The following is a 15,245-nucleotide window of genomic DNA, read 5'->3' as shown; positions in this document are numbered from 1 at the left end:
TTCCCTATTCGCTGGTCCCTGCTCACTACTCGCTTTCAAAGGTGGAGCCGCTGGCATTACGGCGGTGTAGAGATCAACTGAAAGGACTATCATGGCCAAGGAAGCCGCTCGTGTTCGCCGTCGCGAACGCAAGAACATCTCGTCGGGCGTTGCCCACGTCAATTCGACCTTCAACAACACGATGATCACCATCACCGACGCGCAGGGCAATTCCATTGCCTGGTCGTCGGCCGGTGCCCAGGGCTTCAAGGGTTCGCGCAAGTCGACCCCGTTCGCCGCCCAGATGGCTGCCGAAGACGTCGCCAAGAAGGCCCAGGAACACGGCATGCGCATGCTCGAAGTCGAGGTCTGCGGACCCGGCTCCGGTCGTGAATCGGCGCTTCGCGCCCTGCAGGCGGCCGGCTTCACCATCACCTCGATCCGTGATGTGACGCCGATCCCGCACAATGGCTGCCGCCCGCGCAAGAAGCGCCGCGTCTAAGACATTACCGAACGCCGCGTGAGCGCCTCAAGGCGCTCCTCCACGGCACTCCAGGTCGCCCGCCACGATTGGATGGTGGCGGGTCAACGGAAGGAAAGCATCATGATCCAGAAAAATTGGCAGGAACTGATCAAGCCGAACAAGATCGAGTTCTCGTCGAAGAAGAAGACGCTGACCACGCTGGTCGCCGAGCCGCTCGAGCGTGGCTTCGGCCTGACGCTCGGCAACGCGCTGCGCCGCGTGCTTTTGTCTTCGCTGCGCGGTGCGGCTGTCACCGCCGTGCAGATCGACGGCGTTCTGCATGAATTCTCGTCGATTGCCGGCGTGCGTGAGGACGTGACCGACATCGTCCTCAACATCAAGGAAATCGCCATCCGCATGGAAGGCGATGGTCCCAAGCGCATGGTCGTTCGCAAGCAGGGCCCGGGTGCGGTTCTGGCTGGCGACATCCAGACGGTTGGCGACGTCGAGATCCTCAACCCCGACCACGTCATCTGCACGCTGGACGAGGGCGCTGAAATCCGCATGGAATTCACCGTCGACACCGGCAAGGGTTACGTGCCGGCCGACCGCAACCGCGCCGAAGACGCGCCGATCGGCCTGATCCCGGTCGACAGCCTGTATTCGCCGGTCAAGAAGGTCTCCTACAAGGTCGAGAACACCCGCGAGGGCCAGGTTCTCGACTATGACAAGCTGACCATGACTATCGAGACCGACGGTTCGATCTCGGGGGAGGACGCGGTGGCTTTCGCTGCCCGCATCCTGCAGGACCAGCTTGGCCTGTTCGTCAATTTCGACGAGCCGCAGAAGGAAGTCGCCACCGAGGCCGTCACAGAGCTCGCCTTCAACCCGGCGCTGCTCAAGAAGGTGGACGAACTCGAGCTTTCGGTGCGTTCGGCCAACTGCCTGAAGAACGACAACATCGTCTATATCGGCGATCTTATCCAGAAAACCGAAGCCGAGATGCTGCGCACCCCGAACTTCGGCCGCAAGTCGCTGAACGAGATCAAGGAAGTGCTCGCGGCGATGGGCCTGCACCTCGGCATGGAAGTGCCGGACTGGCCGCCGGAAAACATCGAAGACCTCGCCAAGCGTTACGAAGACCAATATTGAGCATGAATTTCCAAGGATCGGCGGCGTGGGCCGCTCGATCCGACGGTCATGCGGAAAACCATCAGAGGCCACGGCCTCTTGAACAACTGAAGAAGGAAAAGAGCCATGCGCCACGGTTTTAAAGGCCGCCGCTTCGCCCGAAGCATTAGCCATCGCAAGTCGATGTTCGCCAACCTCGCCGTGTCGCTGCTCGAACACGAACAGATCGTCACCACCCTGCCGAAGGCGAAGGATTTGCGTCCGATCGTCGAGAAGCTGGTGACGCTCGGCAAGCGCGGCGACCTGCATGCGCGCCGCCAGGTCATTGCCCAGATCGGCAATGAAGGCGTCGTCAAGCGTCTGTTCGACACCATCGCGCCGCGCTACGCCACCCGCAATGGCGGCTATCTGCGCATCATGAAGGCCGGCTTCCGCCACGGCGACAATGCCGCCATGGCAGTCATCGAGTTCGTCGATCGCGACACCTCGGCCAAGGGCGCCGGCGACCGCGCCCGCATCGAGGCCGAAGGCACCGACGAGGAAGCCGCTGCCGCATAAGGCTCGGTTTTTCAGGAATGACTTCAAGGGGCCTTCGGGCCCCTTTTTTGCATTGTCGCGAGGGCATGCTTCGCCAGGCTTTTTTGCCTGCCGGCCAAGTGCTTTTGCACGACAATCGCCGCATTTCAGTGCATTAGCCTTTCATTCTGCACAATCGTCGGGACAATGCCCCCGAACTTGCCTTGGAGGATTCGCGAATGCGCGCCAACCGACTGTCTCTTGTTCTGCTCTTCGCCATGATGGCGTTCGCAGCCGCGCCGACAGTCAGGCAGGCTCTGGCCGAGGACGCCGCCAAGCCAGCCGATCCGGGGCTCTCCGATGTGCTGACCGACCTCCTGCATGGCGTCGAAGGCGAGAACGGCACCTCCGGTCCCGACAAGCGCGTGCCGTTCGGCCGCGAAGAGGTACAGCTGTCGTTTGCGCCCCTGGTCAAGCAGACGGCGCCGGCGGTGGTCAATGTCTATGCTTCGCAGACGGCCAAGGTCACGTCGCCCTTCGACGGCGATCCTTTCTTCGAGGAATTCTTCGGCCGCGCGCAGCCGCGCGCGCAATCCTCGCTCGGCTCGGGCGTGCTGGTCGATCCAAGCGGCGTCGTCGTCACCAATTTCCACGTGATCAAGGATGCCGACGAGGTCAAGGTCGCGACCGCCGACGGGCGCGAATTCACCTCGAAGGTCATGCTCAAGGACGAGACGCTTGACCTCGCCGTGCTCAAGATCAACTCCGACAAGCCCTTTCCGGTGATCGCCATCGGCGATTCCGACGCGCTCGAGGTCGGCGACCTGGTGCTGGCCATCGGCAATCCGTTCGGCGTCGGCCAGACCACCACCAGCGGCATCGTGTCGGCGCTTGCCCGCAGCCATATCGGCGTTTCGGATTCGGGCTACTTCATCCAGACCGACGCCGCCATCAATCCCGGCAATTCCGGCGGCGCGCTGATCAACATGGGCGGCCAGCTGGTCGGCATCAACACCGCCATCTACAGCCGCAGCGGCGGCTCGATCGGCATCGGCTTTGCCATCCCGGCCAACATGGTGCGCGCCTTCGCCGACGCGGCCAAGGCCGGGCTCGATTTCTTCGAGCGGCCTTATATAGGCGCCGAGTTCGAAGCGGTCACACCGCAGATCGCCGAATCGCTCGGCATGGAGAAGCCGACCGGCGCGCTGGTGTCGTCGGTTGAGGAAGCCGGACCGGCGGCCAAGGCAGGGCTGAAGCCCGGCGATGTCGTGCTGCAGCTCAATGGCACGACGGTCGAAGGCATCGAGGCGCTGGATTACCGCATGGCGACCCTGTCGATCGGCACCAAGGCGACCTTCGCCATCCTGAGCAAGGGCCAGCAGGCGACGATGGAGATCGCACTGGAGCGCGCGCCGGAAGGAGCCAAGGCTTCGGAAGTGACGCTGCATGGCCGCAGCCCGTTTTCCGGCGCCAACGTCGCGGAACTGTCGCCCAGGCTCGCCCAGCGCCTCGGCCTGCGCACCGACCTCAAGGGCGTCACCGTGGTCGACATCAACCGCGATTCGCCGGCCGCCGATTTCGGCTTCCAGCCGGGCGACATCGTGCGCGAGGTGAACGGCACGACGGTCGATACGGCGGCGACACTGGCGCAGCTTGCCCAGCAGGATACACGCTGGTGGCGCTTTACCGTCGAGCGCGGCGGGCAGATACTGCGCCAGGTGTTGCGTTACTGAGGCGATCTTCCCATTTCTGAGGATCGTGCTCCAACCAGAAGACCTAGATGGCCGATCTGTTCAGCGTCGATGAACCGGAAAGAGCGCCGCCCGGCCGGCCTTTGGCCGATCGGCTGCGCCCGAAAAATCTTGGCGAGGTCGTCGGCCAGGAGCATTTGACCGGGCCGGACGGCGCACTGACGCGGCTCATCAACTCCGGTTCGCTCGGCTCGATGATTTTCTGGGGGCCACCCGGCACCGGCAAGACCACCGTGGCGCGGCTGCTGGCCGGCGAGACCAGCCTTGCCTTCGAGCAGATCTCAGCGGTGTTTTCCGGCGTTGCCGATTTGAAGAAAGTGTTCGAGGCGGCAAAGCTGCGTCGCACCAATGGCCGCCAGACGCTGCTGTTCGTCGACGAGATCCATCGCTTCAACCGCGCCCAGCAGGATTCGTTTCTCCCGGTCATGGAGGACGGCACCGTCGTGCTGGTTGGCGCCACGACCGAAAATCCGTCCTTCGAGCTGAACGCCGCGCTTTTGTCGCGCGCGCGGGTACTGGTGTTTCACTCGCTGGGCGAGGAGAGCATCGCCAAGCTGATGACGCGCGCGGAGGAGACGGAGGGCAGGGCGCTGCCGCTCGACGAACAGGCGCGGGCGATGCTCATCCGCATGAGCGATGGTGACGGCCGGGCCTCGCTGACGCTGGCCGAGGAAGTCTGGCGCGCCGCCAAACCCGGCGAGGTTTTCGATCCCGAAGGGCTGCAGCGCATCGTCCAGCGCCGCGCGCCGATCTATGACAAGGGCCAGGACGGTCACTACAATCTGATCTCGGCGCTGCACAAATCGGTGCGTGGGTCCGACCCGGACGCGGCGCTTTATTATCTTGCCCGCATGTTCGACGCCGGCGAGGATCCGCTCTATCTCGGCCGCCGGCTGGTGCGCATGGCGATGGAGGATATCGGGCTGGCCGACCCGCAGGCGCTGGTTATCGCCAACGCCGCCAAGGACGCCTACGACTATCTCGGCTCGCCCGAAGGCGAACTGGCCTTCGCCGAGGCCACCGTCTATCTCGCCACCGCGCCCAAATCCAACGCCGTCTATAACGCCTTCAAGGCAGCCACGCGGGCGGCGAAGGAGTTCGGTTCGCTGCTGCCGCCCAAGCACATCCTCAACGCGCCGACCAAGCTGATGAAAGAGGAGGATTACGGCGCCGGGTACCGCTACGATCACGACCAGCCCGATGCCTTTTCCGGCCAGGACTATTTCCCCGAAAAGATGGGCCGGCAGACCTTTTACGATCCGCCCGAACGCGGTTTCGAGCGCGATATCAAGAAACGGCTGGACTATTGGGCAAAGCTGCGCAGCGAGCGGGAAAAATAGGTGCGCGGGACAAACGTGACGAACTCGGCCTGCCCGCGATGAACTGAAATTCTGTCCCCGCCAGTCACAGCAGTGTGATTGTACCGCATGACAAAAAGCCCTATCACGTCGCATGACTCGGCCGGGAGGCTGCCAGGACGGGCGATAATTCGGAACGGGGACAGCGCGCCGCGCGAACAGAAAATGACAAAATCCCTTCGCAAAACGCTTCGCCAGGCTGTGATTGCTGTCCCGCTGCTCGCGCTCGGCTTCTATTTCATTCCGATCCTGACCACGATCTGGATCGTCTGCGGCCTGATCGATGTGCTGCGCAACGCCAACAAGGATCTGTCGCTGTTGCGCGGCTATTTCCTCGGCAATGGCATCTTCACCTGGCTGCTGTCGCCCTTCAATCTGCTGGTGGACCTCGTTTGCTACAGGAACCCGGGCGTGTGGAAGCTGGAGCAGTTTCCCGCCGATTATCAGCGCGAGGTCAACGAGGTTCTTGACGTCTTCAAGGCGCGCAAGGACGAGATCATCGCCGATATCGACGCCAATTTCGGCACCGGTCGTCGCGGCATGTATGTCTATCAGTGGTACGGCAAGCACCGGATCGACAATGTCGCGGAATTCAACAAGGATTTCAAATACATCAAGACCATTGCCGTGTCTGTCTTCAGAGGCAAGGAATCGACTTCCTGGCATTTCGGACCGCTCCGGCTCAGCCTGCGCATCCTCTACAATCTCTTGCCGGTGAAGGCAGAGGTTTTCGTCGAATGCAACGGCGCCAGGAATTACTGGCACGACAACCCGCTCTATATATTCGACGACACGCTGCTGCACCGCTCGGTCAACGAGTATGACGGACGCCGCTACTGCGTGTTCATGGACATAATCCGCCCGTCGCCGTTCCCCGGCTTCATCGCCGGACTTCTCGCCATCGTTTCGGTCACCGTCGAGCGCGTCAATTCCATGTTCTACAAGAACTGGAAGATGATCGGCTCGAGCAAGGCAAAGAAGGTCGAGACGACCTGAGGCGTTGGCCTGAAGGGATTGACCGCACTGCCTTGGCCGGGCAGTAAACGGGCATGTTCAATCTGCTTCTTGTTGTGGTCGGCGGCGGCATCGGCGCCGGCATCCGCCACCTGACCAACATCGGCGCCTTGCGCCTCGTCGGCCCCAACTACCCCTGGGGGACAATGGCGATCAACATCCTCGGCTCCTTTGTTATGGGGCTGTTCGTCGCCGCGCTGATGCGGCGCGGCGGTTCCAATGAGCTCCGGCTGTTCGTCGCCACGGGCATCCTTGGCGGCTTCACCACCTTCTCCGCCTTTTCGCTCGATTTCGCGACCCTGTGGGAGCGCGGAGCGACGCTGCCGGCGTTGGGATATGCGCTTGCCAGCGTCGTTGGCGCCATTATCGCCCTGTTTCTGGGACTTTGGCTCGCAAGAACCGTTTCATAGTGTTATTGCCCGGCCTAGAGCACGGCGCATCCTCCTGGACGCGCTGCAGAAACTTTGATCTTGCGCATGATCCTTTCCGAAAGCCGGAGTAGATTTTCGGGGTCACGCGTTAGAAACGGATAAAGCGAAAATCATGGCAGGCGTAGAACAGATCACGGTGGAGGCCGGCGAGGCGGGCATGCGGCTCGATCGCTGGTTCAAGACCCATTTCCCCGGTCTCGGCTTTGGCCATCTGCAGAAGTTGCTGCGCTCGGGCCAGATCCGCGTCGATGGCGGCCGGGTCAAGGCCGACAGCCGTGTCGAGCCCGGCCAGGTGGTGCGTGTGCCGCCGCTCGAGGTCGACAAGAAGGGCGAGAGTGCGCTTACGGGTTACTCGATCCGCAACCAGGGCGACGCCGATGTGCTGGCCAAGATGCTGATCCACGAAGATCCAAAAGTCTTCGTCTTCAACAAGCCGGCGGGCCTGGCGGTGCAAGGCGGCTCGGGCGTCACCCGCAATGTCGACGACATGCTGGAGGCCTGGCGCAGCCAGAAGGGCGAGAAGCCGCGCCTGGTGCACCGGCTCGACCGCGACACGTCGGGCGTGCTGGTGGTTGCCCGCACCAGGCTTGCGGCGATGAAGCTTTCCGAGTCATTCCGGGCGCGCGAGACCAAGAAGACCTATTGGGCGCTGGTCAAGGGCGTCCCGCCCAAGCGTGAGGACAAGATCTCGACCTGGCTGATCAAGGAGCCGACCGAGGACGGCGACCGCGTGCGCGTAGCAGCCCATGGCGAAAAGGGCGCCGACCACGCCGTGTCCTACTATCGCATCATCGAGCAGGCGGCTCAGACGATGACTTGGCTGGAAATGGAGCCGTACACTGGCCGCACCCACCAGCTGCGCGTTCATGCCGCCTATATCGGCTGCCCGATCCTCGGCGACCCCAAATATTTCGAGGCCGACACCAACTGGGACTTTCCGGGCGGCATTCAGAACCGCCTGCATCTGCATGCGCGCCGCATCGTCATTCCGCACCCGGACAAGGGCATCATCGACGTCACCGCGCCGATGCCGCCGCATATGCGCCAGAGCTGGAACCTGATCGGCTTCGACGACGCCAGCGCGGAGGACTGACATTGGCCGTTGCCTCGGCATTGGATCGCCGCGATGCGGTCGATCTGGCGGCTGCTTCCATCATGGTCGGGCTGACCTTTTCCTGGGGGCTGAACTACGTCGCCGCCAAGATCTCCTATGCCGGCTTCGATCCGGTTTTCGTCTCGATCGCACGTTCGATCATTGGCGGGCTCTGTGTGCTCGGCTGGTGCTGGCTGCGCGGCATCAGGTTGTTTAAGGCCGACGGGTCGCTTGTCGCCGGCATCATTGTCGGCGTGCTGTTCGGCGTCGAGTTCCTGTGCCTCTATATCGGGCTGGAATACACGACCGTTGCTCGCAACACACTGCTGGTCAACACCATGCCGTTCTGGGTCCTGATCGGCGGCCATTTCCTGCTCGGTGAGCGTATCAACGCGCGCAAGCTTGGCGGGCTCGTTCTCGCCTTCTGCGGCCTGGTGGCGGTGTTTTCCGACGGGATTGCCGGCGGCACCGAGATGACCTTGATGGGCGATCTGCTCAGCCTCGGCTCCGGTATCCTGTGGGCGGCGACCAGCATCGTCATCAAGCGTTCGAAACTGGTCGAGACCAGTGCCGAGAAATTGCTGCTTTATCAGTTGGCCGGTGCGGCCATTGTCGGTGTCCTGGTGATGCCTTTCGCCGGCCCGCCGATCCGCGCGGTCAGTGCCTTGCCGGCATTGGCGCTGCTGTTCCAGTCGCTCTATATAGTTGCCTTCACCTATGTGCTGTGGTTCTGGCTGCTCAGGCGCTATCCGGCATCGGCCCTGTCGAGCTTCGCTTTCCTGTCGCCGGTGTTCGGCGTCCTCTGCGGCGCTATCATTCTGGGCGAGGCGCCGACGACCAGGATCTTTGTGGCGCTTGGGCTGATCGCTGTCGGCCTGATCATCGTCAACCGGCCGGCGCGCAAGCAGGTACCTGGATAGAAAGTTCGACCATGCGTGACATCCTCAACGACCTCGAAGCGGGAAAGCATCTGTCCGATCCGGATCCGGTGCGCCGCGCGCAGATCCAGATGAAGACGCACCTGCCGAAGCGCTTCTACAAGGACGTGTCGGTCGCAGCTGTGGAAGACGGTTTTGCCGTCCATCTCGACGGCAAGCCGGTGCGCACGCCGGGCAAGGCGCTGCTGGCGCTGCCGACCGAGAAGGCCGCCGCCCTGGTCGCCAATGAGTTCGCTGCACAGGGCGAGACCATCGACCCGGTCACGATGCCGGTGTTGCGTCTGGTCAACACCGCCATCGACGGCGTCGCCAGCGACCCGCAGGCGGTGCTGGAGGACGTCTTGCGCTTTGCCTCGTCCGATCTGACCTGCTACCGCGCCGACGCGCCGCAGGGGCTGGTCGAGCGGCAGAACCAGCATTGGGATCCGGTGATCGACTGGGCGAGGGTGACATTAGGGGCTCGGTTCAACCTCGCCGAGGGCATCATCCATGTCGAACAGCCGCGCGAGAGCATCGCAGTGCTCGGCGCTCATCTTGCCCAGCGTGCCGAGCCGCTGCGGCTGGCCGCAATCCATGTCATGACTTCGCTGACCGGGTCGGCGCTGCTGGCGCTGGCGGTCGATTACGGTGCGCTCGATGGCGATGCGGCTTGGGCCGCCGGCCATGTCGACGAGGACTGGCAGATCGAGCATTGGGGCCAGGATGCCGAGGCTGTCGCACGCCGCTCGGCCCGCAAACGCGACATGATGGCGGCCGTCGGCCTGCTCGATGCGCTGAAGACCTGATCCTCGGCCTTTGCCGCACTGCACCTAATACCAAAGTCATAAATCCAAGGTCTGTCTGCCTCCGGCGGTCGCTTTCTGTCATTTTTTACGCTGATGGCTGGTTCGAGTCGCGTTCGGAGGGAACGCCGACGATGACGCCCAGCGTCGAAGGCAGACGATTCACGGGAGGACAGTTCAATGGCATTGGCATCGACCGCCGGCGGAGCCAGCCGCGGCATGACACGAGAGGAGAAGAAGGTCATCTTCGCCTCCTCGCTGGGCGCGGTTTTCGAATGGTATGATTTCTATCTCTACGGAGCGTTGGCCGGCGCGATCGGCTTGACCTTCTTCAACTCGTTTCCCGAAGGCACCCGCTACATCTTCACGCTGCTGGTCTTCGCCGCCGGCTTCATCGTGCGCCCGTTCGGCGCGCTGGTGTTCGGCCGCATCGGCGATCTCGTCGGCCGCAAATACACATTCCTTGTCACCATCATGATCATGGGTCTGTCGACTTTCCTTGTCGGCCTGCTTCCGGGTTCAGAGACACTGGGCATTCTGGCGCCGATCCTGTTGATCGCGCTGCGCATGCTGCAGGGCCTGGCGCTTGGCGGCGAGTACGGCGGCGCCGCGACCTATGTCGCGGAACATGCGCCGGACGACCGTCGCGGCTTCTACACCTCATGGATCCAGACGACGGCGACGCTCGGCCTTTTCCTGTCGCTGATTGTCATCCTGCTGGTGCAGAATTCCGTAAGCAAGGACGCCTTCAACGCCTGGGGATGGCGCATTCCGTTCCTGGTCTCGGCTATCCTGCTCGGCATTTCGGTCTGGATCCGGCTGTCGCTTTCGGAATCGCCGACCTTCCTGCGCATGAAGGAAGAGGGCAAGAGTTCCAAGGCGCCGCTGTCGGAAGCCTTCGGCCAGTGGAAAAACGCCAAGATCGCCATCCTGGCGCTGTTCGGCCTCACCGCCGGTCAGGCCGTGGTATGGTACAATGGCCAGTTCTATGCACTGTTCTTCCTGGCCAATGTGCTCAAGGTCGACGCGCAGTCGGTCAACATCATGATCGCCATTGCGCTGGCACTCGGCACGGGCTTCTTCGTCTTCTTCGGCTGGCTGTCCGACAAGATCGGCCGCAAGCCGATCATCATGGCCGGCCTTGCGCTGGCGGTCGTCACCACCTTCCCGCTGTTCAAGGCGTTGACCTGGGCCGCCAATCCGGCGCTCGCCACCGCACAGCAGAACACGCGCGCCACGGTGACGGCGGCTCCGGGAGACTGCAACTTCCAGTTCAACCCGACCGGAACACGCGTACCGGTCAGTTCGTGCGATATCGCGACCGATTTCCTTGCCAAGAACTCGGTGCCTTACGACATCGTCTCGACGGCGGCGGCGGGGACCCCGGCGAGTGTCATGATCGGCAGCGAAACCGTGGCGTCTTATGATGCCAAGGCCGCGGGCGACAAGAAGGCTGCCAGTGACGCTGCCTTCAAGAAGGGTATCAACCTCGCGCTTCAGGGGGGCGGTTATCCGCTGAAGCGTGCTGCCGCCAAGGTTGCCGACCAGAAGCTCGACGCCTTTGTCGCGGCCAATCCTGAACTGAAGCTCGACGCGGCAGCCATCCGCGCCGGCGAAAAGACCGCGGTCCCGACCGAACAGGCGATCAAGGACAAGGTGCTGACCAAGGACGAAGCCGCGGGCGCCACCGAGGTGACCGTCTACAGCGTTCCGGCAGCGGGCGCCTTCGCGATGTTTGCCGACCCCGCACAGGTCAACTGGGCAAAGGTCATCGGCATCCTGTTCATCCTGGTCCTCTACGTGACCATGGTCTACGGGCCGATCGCGGCGATCCTGGTCGAGATGTTCCCGACACGCATCCGCTACAGCGGCATGTCACTGCCCTATCACATCGGCAATGGCTGGTTCGGCGGCCTGCTGCCCGCGATCGTGTTCGCGTTCAGCGCCTACAAGGGCGATATCTACTATGGCCTTTGGTATCCGGTGGTGATCGCGGCGGTGACGCTGATCATCGGCATGATCTTCGTCAGGGATACTCTCGGCACCGACCTGCATACCAAGCAGTAGCCGACGGCTCTGTATCAAACAAAAACCCGGCGCGAGCGATCGCGCCGGGCTTTTGATTTGTGGGCCTGTTCGATCTATCAGCGCGGAAGACGCCTAGCTCTTGCGAGGCTGTTCGGCGTCCGCAATGGCGGCCTCGTGATACCAGGCCTCGCCATGGGCAAGCGGGTGATCGCGCAGCGAAGCAAGCTCTGCCGCAAACTTGGCCTTTACGCCTAAATTTGAGGCAGTTACACGCGATGCCGCCGGGAACATCAGGATTTTGGCCGACGGACGGGCTGAGGTGATTTCCATGGTCGGTCTCCTTTCTTCTGGAGAGGCTCTTCGATTCATCTTTCCATCAAGGTAGGTCCTGCAATCCTTTTAGGCAAGATGCCTAAGGAAAGATGGGCATTTGCCTGTTATTTAAGCAAATTCTGCCTTTGATTGATCCGGGCGCATTGCTTAGGCGGCTTGCCATCACCGGCGGGATAAAAGGGCATTTTTGCCGCACCCTGACCAACTGAAGTGGCACACGATTTGCATTTTATCGACCGGCAGCTGGGCTGCTGGATGGCTCGGCGCGCCGGCGTCATCCAGGTTCGGTGATCAAGCAACGAGAGGCTCTAGAATGACGAAATACAAGCTCGAGTATATCTGGCTCGATGGTTACACGCCGGTCCCCAATCTTCGCGGCAAGACCCAGATCAAGGAGTTCGCCGAGTTCCCGACGCTCGAGCAGCTGCCGCTGTGGGGCTTCGACGGTTCTTCGACGCAGCAGGCCGAAGGCCACAGCTCCGACTGCGTGCTGAAGCCGGTCGCAGTATTCCCGGACCCGGCCCGCAGCAATGGCGTGCTGGTGATGTGCGAAGTGATGATGCCCGATGGCGTGACGCCGCATGTGTCCAACAAGCGCGCCACCATCCTCGACGACGAGGGCGCCTGGTTCGGCTTCGAGCAGGAGTATTTCTTCTACAAGGACGGCCGTCCGCTCGGCTTCCCCGAGAGCGGCTATCCGGCGCCGCAGGGCCCGTACTACACCGGCGTCGGCTATTCGAATGTCGGCCCGATCGCGCGCCAGATCGTCGAGGAGCATCTCGACCTCTGCCTCGCAGCAGGCATCAACCATGAAGGCATCAACGCCGAAGTGGCCAAGGGCCAGTGGGAATTCCAGATTTTCGGCAAGGGCTCCAAGAAGGCCGCCGACCAGATGTGGATGGCCCGCTATCTCTTGCAGCGCCTGACCGAAAAATACGAGATCGACATCGAGTATCACTGCAAGCCGCTCGGCGACACCGACTGGAACGGCTCGGGCATGCACGCCAACTTCTCGACCGCCTATATGCGCGAAGTCGGCGGCAAAGCCTATTTCGAAGCGCTGATGGCTCAATTCGACAAGAACCTGATGGACCACATCGCCGTCTACGGCCCGGACAACGACAAGCGCCTGACCGGCAAGCATGAGACCGCTCCGTGGAACCGCTTCAGCTACGGCATCGCCGACCGAGGCGCCTCGATCCGCGTGCCGCATTCCTTCGTCAACAATGACTACAAGGGTTACCTGGAAGACCGCCGTCCGAACTCGCAAGGCGACCCCTACCAGATCGCTTCGCAGATCCTGAAGACCATCGCGGAGGTTTCGACCAGCGCGCAGGTTTCGGCGGCTGCCTAAGCATCTATAGCGGCGCAGGCTTCGTAAGCCTGCGCCGTAGCCTGCTGCTACCACGTCTACGGTCTGCTATTGGTCAAACAAAAACCCCGGCGTCTGAACTGACGCCGGGGTTTTTCCTTGTCGCTGAGGCTTATCGTTCAGACCGAATAGTACATGTCGTATTCGACCGGATGCGGGGTCATTTCGAAGCGCATCACTTCGGCCATCTTGAGCTCGATATAGCTGTCGATCTGGTCGTCGTCGAAGACGCCGCCGGCTTTCAGGAAGCCGCGGTCCTTGTCCAAGCTTTGCAGCGCTTCGCGCAGCGAACCGCAGACGGTCGGAATCTTCTTCAGTTCCTTCGGCGGCAGATCGTAAAGATCCTTGTCCATCGGCTGTCCCGGGTGGATCTTGTTCTTGATGCCGTCGAGGCCGGCCATCAGCATGGCGGCGAAAGCGAGGTAGGGGTTCGCGCCCGGATCGGGGAAGCGGACCTCGACGCGCTTGGCTTTCGGCGACGAGCCGAACGGAATGCGGCAGGAGGCCGAACGGTTGCGCGCGGAGTAGGCGAGCAGCACCGGGGCTTCATAGCCAGGCACAAGGCGCTTGTAGGAGTTGGTCAGCGGGTTGGTGAAGGCGTTGATGGCCTTGGCGTGCTTGATGATGCCGCCGATGTAGAACAGGCACGACTCCGACAGGCCGGCATATTCATTGCCGGCGAAGGTCGGCTTGCCGTTCTTCCAGATCGACTGGTGGACGTGCATGCCCGAGCCGTTGTCGCCGAAAATCGGCTTCGGCATGAAGGTGGCCGTCTTGCCATAGGCGTTGGCGACCTGGTGCACGACATATTTGTAGATCAGCATCTTGTCGGCGTTGCGGACCAGCGTGTCGAACTTGATGCCGAGCTCGTGCTGGGCAGCGGCAACCTCGTGATGGTGTTTTTCGACGCGCACGCCCATTTCGGCGAGCACGGTCAGCATTTCGGAGCGCATGTCCTGCGCGCTGTCGATCGGCGGCACAGGGAAATAGCCGCCCTTGACGCGCGGGCGGTGGCCGAGATTGCCGGTCTCGTAATCGGTGTCGTCGTTGGACGGCAGTTCGGTCGAGTCCAGCTTGAAGCCGGTGTTGTAGGGATCGGCCTTGTACTTGACGTCGTCGAAGACGAAGAACTCGGCTTCGGGGCCGACATAGATGGTGTCGCCGATGCCTTCGGCCTTCATGTAGGCCTCGGCCTTCTTTGCAGTGCCGCGCGGATCGCGGTTGTAGGATTCGCCGGAGACCGGATCGAGAATGTCGCACAGGATGACCATGGTCGACTGGGCGAAGAACGGATCCATGTGGACGGTGTCCGCATCGGGCATCAGCACCATGTCGGACTCGTTGATCGCCTTCCAGCCGGCGATCGAGGAGCCGTCGAACATGACGCCGTCGGCGAACATGTCTTCCTCGACCTCGATGACATCCATCGTCACGTGCTGCAGCTTGCCCTTCGGATCGGTGAAGCGCAGGTCGACGAATTTCACGTCGTTGTCCTTGATCTGCTTCATGATGTCTTTGGCTGTCGTCATGTCGTTTCTTCCCTGTGTGATGACGTTTCGAGGAGACGTTAATCTGAAATCAGAAAGCTCAGACGGCGTCCATCCCCGTTTCGCCGGTACGGATGCGAACGACCTCCTCGATATTGGAGACGAAGATCTTGCCGTCGCCGATGCGGCCGGTCTGCGCCGCCTTGCGGATGGCTTCGATGGCGCCTTCGACGGCGTCGTCGCCCAGCACCACTTCGATCTTCACCTTGGGCAGGAAGTCGACGACATATTCGGCGCCGCGATAGAGTTCGGTATGGCCTTTCTGGCGGCCAAAGCCCTTGGCCTCGGTGACGGTAATGCCTTGCAGACCGGCCTCCTGAAGCGCTTCCTTCACTTCGTCTAGCTTGAACGGCTTGATGATCGCTTCGATCTTTTTCATGTAAAAAGTGGCCTCCACTGCCAAAAAAACGGGTTGTGCGCCCCGCTTGCGCCTCCATCAAGCACGAACTGTGCCAATTTCAGCCCACGCGAAGCGGTTTCGCGCAATTCCAATGCCGCGCCGCGCCGGG

15 protein-coding genes are annotated in these 15,245 nt (G+C 62.0%); 12 read left to right on the top strand and 3 right to left on the bottom strand.

Annotated elements, in window-relative coordinates; all coding sequences use genetic code 11:
- Window positions 1–91 precede the first annotated feature (91 nt).
- From rpsK to X757_RS146440, 11 genes are all read left to right on the top strand, one after another.
- Complete coding sequence (gene rpsK / locus X757_RS146390) at window positions 92–481, top strand: 30S ribosomal protein S11 (RefSeq protein ID WP_006205444.1); 390 nt, start codon at window positions 92–94, stop codon at window positions 479–481.
- A 102-nt stretch (window positions 482–583) separates the two neighbouring features.
- Window positions 584–1,594 carry a DNA-directed RNA polymerase subunit alpha gene (locus X757_RS146395; RefSeq protein ID WP_023682599.1) on the top strand — a complete coding sequence of 337 codons (1,011 nt, stop codon included), beginning with the start codon at window positions 584–586 and terminating at the stop codon, window positions 1,592–1,594.
- A 105-nt stretch (window positions 1,595–1,699) separates the two neighbouring features.
- Window positions 1,700–2,131, top strand: a complete 432-nt coding sequence (gene rplQ / locus X757_RS146400) for a 50S ribosomal protein L17 (protein WP_023682598.1) — start codon at window positions 1,700–1,702, stop codon at window positions 2,129–2,131.
- Between the two features lie 197 nt (window positions 2,132–2,328).
- Window positions 2,329–3,822 (top strand): DegQ family serine endoprotease, encoded by a 1,494-nt coding sequence (locus X757_RS146405; protein ID WP_023726808.1) that lies wholly within the window; start codon window positions 2,329–2,331, stop codon window positions 3,820–3,822.
- A 47-nt stretch (window positions 3,823–3,869) separates the two neighbouring features.
- Window positions 3,870–5,180, top strand: a complete 1,311-nt coding sequence (locus X757_RS146410; protein WP_023726807.1) for a replication-associated recombination protein A — start codon at window positions 3,870–3,872, stop codon at window positions 5,178–5,180.
- Window positions 5,181–5,363: 183 nt separating this feature from the next.
- Window positions 5,364–6,194: an aspartyl/asparaginyl beta-hydroxylase domain-containing protein gene (locus X757_RS146415; RefSeq protein WP_023726806.1), complete on the top strand. Its 831-nt coding sequence runs from the start codon at window positions 5,364–5,366 to the stop codon at window positions 6,192–6,194.
- A 53-nt stretch (window positions 6,195–6,247) separates the two neighbouring features.
- Window positions 6,248–6,622 carry a fluoride efflux transporter CrcB gene (gene crcB / locus X757_RS146420; protein ID WP_023726805.1) on the top strand — a complete coding sequence of 125 codons (375 nt, stop codon included), beginning with the start codon at window positions 6,248–6,250 and terminating at the stop codon, window positions 6,620–6,622.
- A gap of 133 nt (window positions 6,623–6,755) precedes the next feature.
- Window positions 6,756–7,736 (top strand): RluA family pseudouridine synthase, encoded by a 981-nt coding sequence (locus X757_RS146425; RefSeq protein WP_023726804.1) that lies wholly within the window; start codon window positions 6,756–6,758, stop codon window positions 7,734–7,736.
- A gap of 62 nt (window positions 7,737–7,798) precedes the next feature.
- Complete coding sequence (locus X757_RS146430) at window positions 7,799–8,656, top strand: DMT family transporter (protein ID WP_081726945.1); 858 nt, start codon at window positions 7,799–7,801, stop codon at window positions 8,654–8,656.
- A gap of 11 nt (window positions 8,657–8,667) precedes the next feature.
- The gene (locus X757_RS146435; RefSeq protein ID WP_023691254.1) at window positions 8,668–9,459 is read left to right on the top strand and encodes an ATP12 family chaperone protein; all 792 of its coding nucleotides are present in this window, start codon (window positions 8,668–8,670) and stop codon (window positions 9,457–9,459) included.
- Between the two features lie 177 nt (window positions 9,460–9,636).
- Window positions 9,637–11,523 (top strand): MFS transporter, encoded by a 1,887-nt coding sequence (locus X757_RS146440; protein WP_023726803.1) that lies wholly within the window; start codon window positions 9,637–9,639, stop codon window positions 11,521–11,523.
- 93 nt (window positions 11,524–11,616) lie between these two features.
- On the opposite strand, the gene X757_RS146445 is transcribed toward X757_RS146440, so the two are convergent.
- The gene (locus tag X757_RS146445) at window positions 11,617–11,814 is read right to left on the bottom strand and encodes a DUF2735 domain-containing protein (protein WP_023726802.1); all 198 of its coding nucleotides are present in this window, start codon (window positions 11,812–11,814) and stop codon (window positions 11,617–11,619) included.
- A 316-nt stretch (window positions 11,815–12,130) separates the two neighbouring features.
- Here X757_RS146445 and X757_RS146450 point away from each other — a divergent pair, with 316 nt between their 5' ends.
- Window positions 12,131–13,171, top strand: coding sequence for a glutamine synthetase beta-grasp domain-containing protein (locus X757_RS146450; RefSeq protein ID WP_023691256.1), 1,041 nt, complete (start codon window positions 12,131–12,133; stop codon window positions 13,169–13,171).
- A gap of 137 nt (window positions 13,172–13,308) precedes the next feature.
- On the opposite strand, the gene glnA is transcribed toward X757_RS146450, so the two are convergent.
- Both glnA and X757_RS146460 read right to left on the bottom strand, forming a co-directional pair.
- Window positions 13,309–14,718 carry a type I glutamate--ammonia ligase gene (gene glnA, locus X757_RS146455; protein WP_023672775.1) on the bottom strand — a complete coding sequence of 470 codons (1,410 nt, stop codon included), beginning with the start codon at window positions 14,716–14,718 and terminating at the stop codon, window positions 13,309–13,311.
- Between the two features lie 58 nt (window positions 14,719–14,776).
- Window positions 14,777–15,115, bottom strand: coding sequence for a P-II family nitrogen regulator (locus X757_RS146460; protein ID WP_006205430.1), 339 nt, complete (start codon window positions 15,113–15,115; stop codon window positions 14,777–14,779).
- Between the last annotated feature and the right edge of the window lie 130 nt (window positions 15,116–15,245).

It is taken from the genome of Mesorhizobium sp. LSHC412B00 (assembly GCF_000503035.1).
Lineage (GTDB): Bacteria > Pseudomonadota > Alphaproteobacteria > Rhizobiales > Rhizobiaceae > Mesorhizobium.
Note: the sequence above shows the minus strand (reverse complement) of the source record. Positions and strands in the feature narration are given on the sequence as shown.

Bases quoted from the DNA above. Each gene is read 5' to 3' on its own strand.
- X757_RS146460 (WP_006205430.1), bottom strand. From the start codon at position 15,115: ATGAAAAAGATCGAAGCGATCATCAAGCCGTTCAAGCTAGACGAAGTG.
- X757_RS146450 (WP_023691256.1), top strand. From the start codon at position 12,131: ATGACGAAATACAAGCTCGAGTATATCTGGCTCGATGGTTACACGCCG.
- X757_RS146410 (WP_023726807.1), top strand. From the start codon at position 3,870: ATGGCCGATCTGTTCAGCGTCGATGAACCGGAAAGAGCGCCGCCCGGC.
- crcB (WP_023726805.1), top strand. From the start codon at position 6,248: ATGTTCAATCTGCTTCTTGTTGTGGTCGGCGGCGGCATCGGCGCCGGC.
- X757_RS146440 (WP_023726803.1), top strand. From the start codon at position 9,637: ATGGCATTGGCATCGACCGCCGGCGGAGCCAGCCGCGGCATGACACGA.
- X757_RS146435 (WP_023691254.1), top strand. From the start codon at position 8,668: ATGCGTGACATCCTCAACGACCTCGAAGCGGGAAAGCATCTGTCCGAT.
- X757_RS146445 (WP_023726802.1), bottom strand. From the start codon at position 11,814: ATGGAAATCACCTCAGCCCGTCCGTCGGCCAAAATCCTGATGTTCCCG.
- X757_RS146425 (WP_023726804.1), top strand. From the start codon at position 6,756: ATGGCAGGCGTAGAACAGATCACGGTGGAGGCCGGCGAGGCGGGCATG.
- X757_RS146405 (WP_023726808.1), top strand. From the start codon at position 2,329: ATGCGCGCCAACCGACTGTCTCTTGTTCTGCTCTTCGCCATGATGGCG.
- glnA (WP_023672775.1), bottom strand. From the start codon at position 14,718: ATGACGACAGCCAAAGACATCATGAAGCAGATCAAGGACAACGACGTG.
- rpsK (WP_006205444.1), top strand. From the start codon at position 92: ATGGCCAAGGAAGCCGCTCGTGTTCGCCGTCGCGAACGCAAGAACATC.
- X757_RS146415 (WP_023726806.1), top strand. From the start codon at position 5,364: ATGACAAAATCCCTTCGCAAAACGCTTCGCCAGGCTGTGATTGCTGTC.
- X757_RS146430 (WP_081726945.1), top strand. From the start codon at position 7,799: ATGGTCGGGCTGACCTTTTCCTGGGGGCTGAACTACGTCGCCGCCAAG.
- X757_RS146395 (WP_023682599.1), top strand. From the start codon at position 584: ATGATCCAGAAAAATTGGCAGGAACTGATCAAGCCGAACAAGATCGAG.
- rplQ (WP_023682598.1), top strand. From the start codon at position 1,700: ATGCGCCACGGTTTTAAAGGCCGCCGCTTCGCCCGAAGCATTAGCCAT.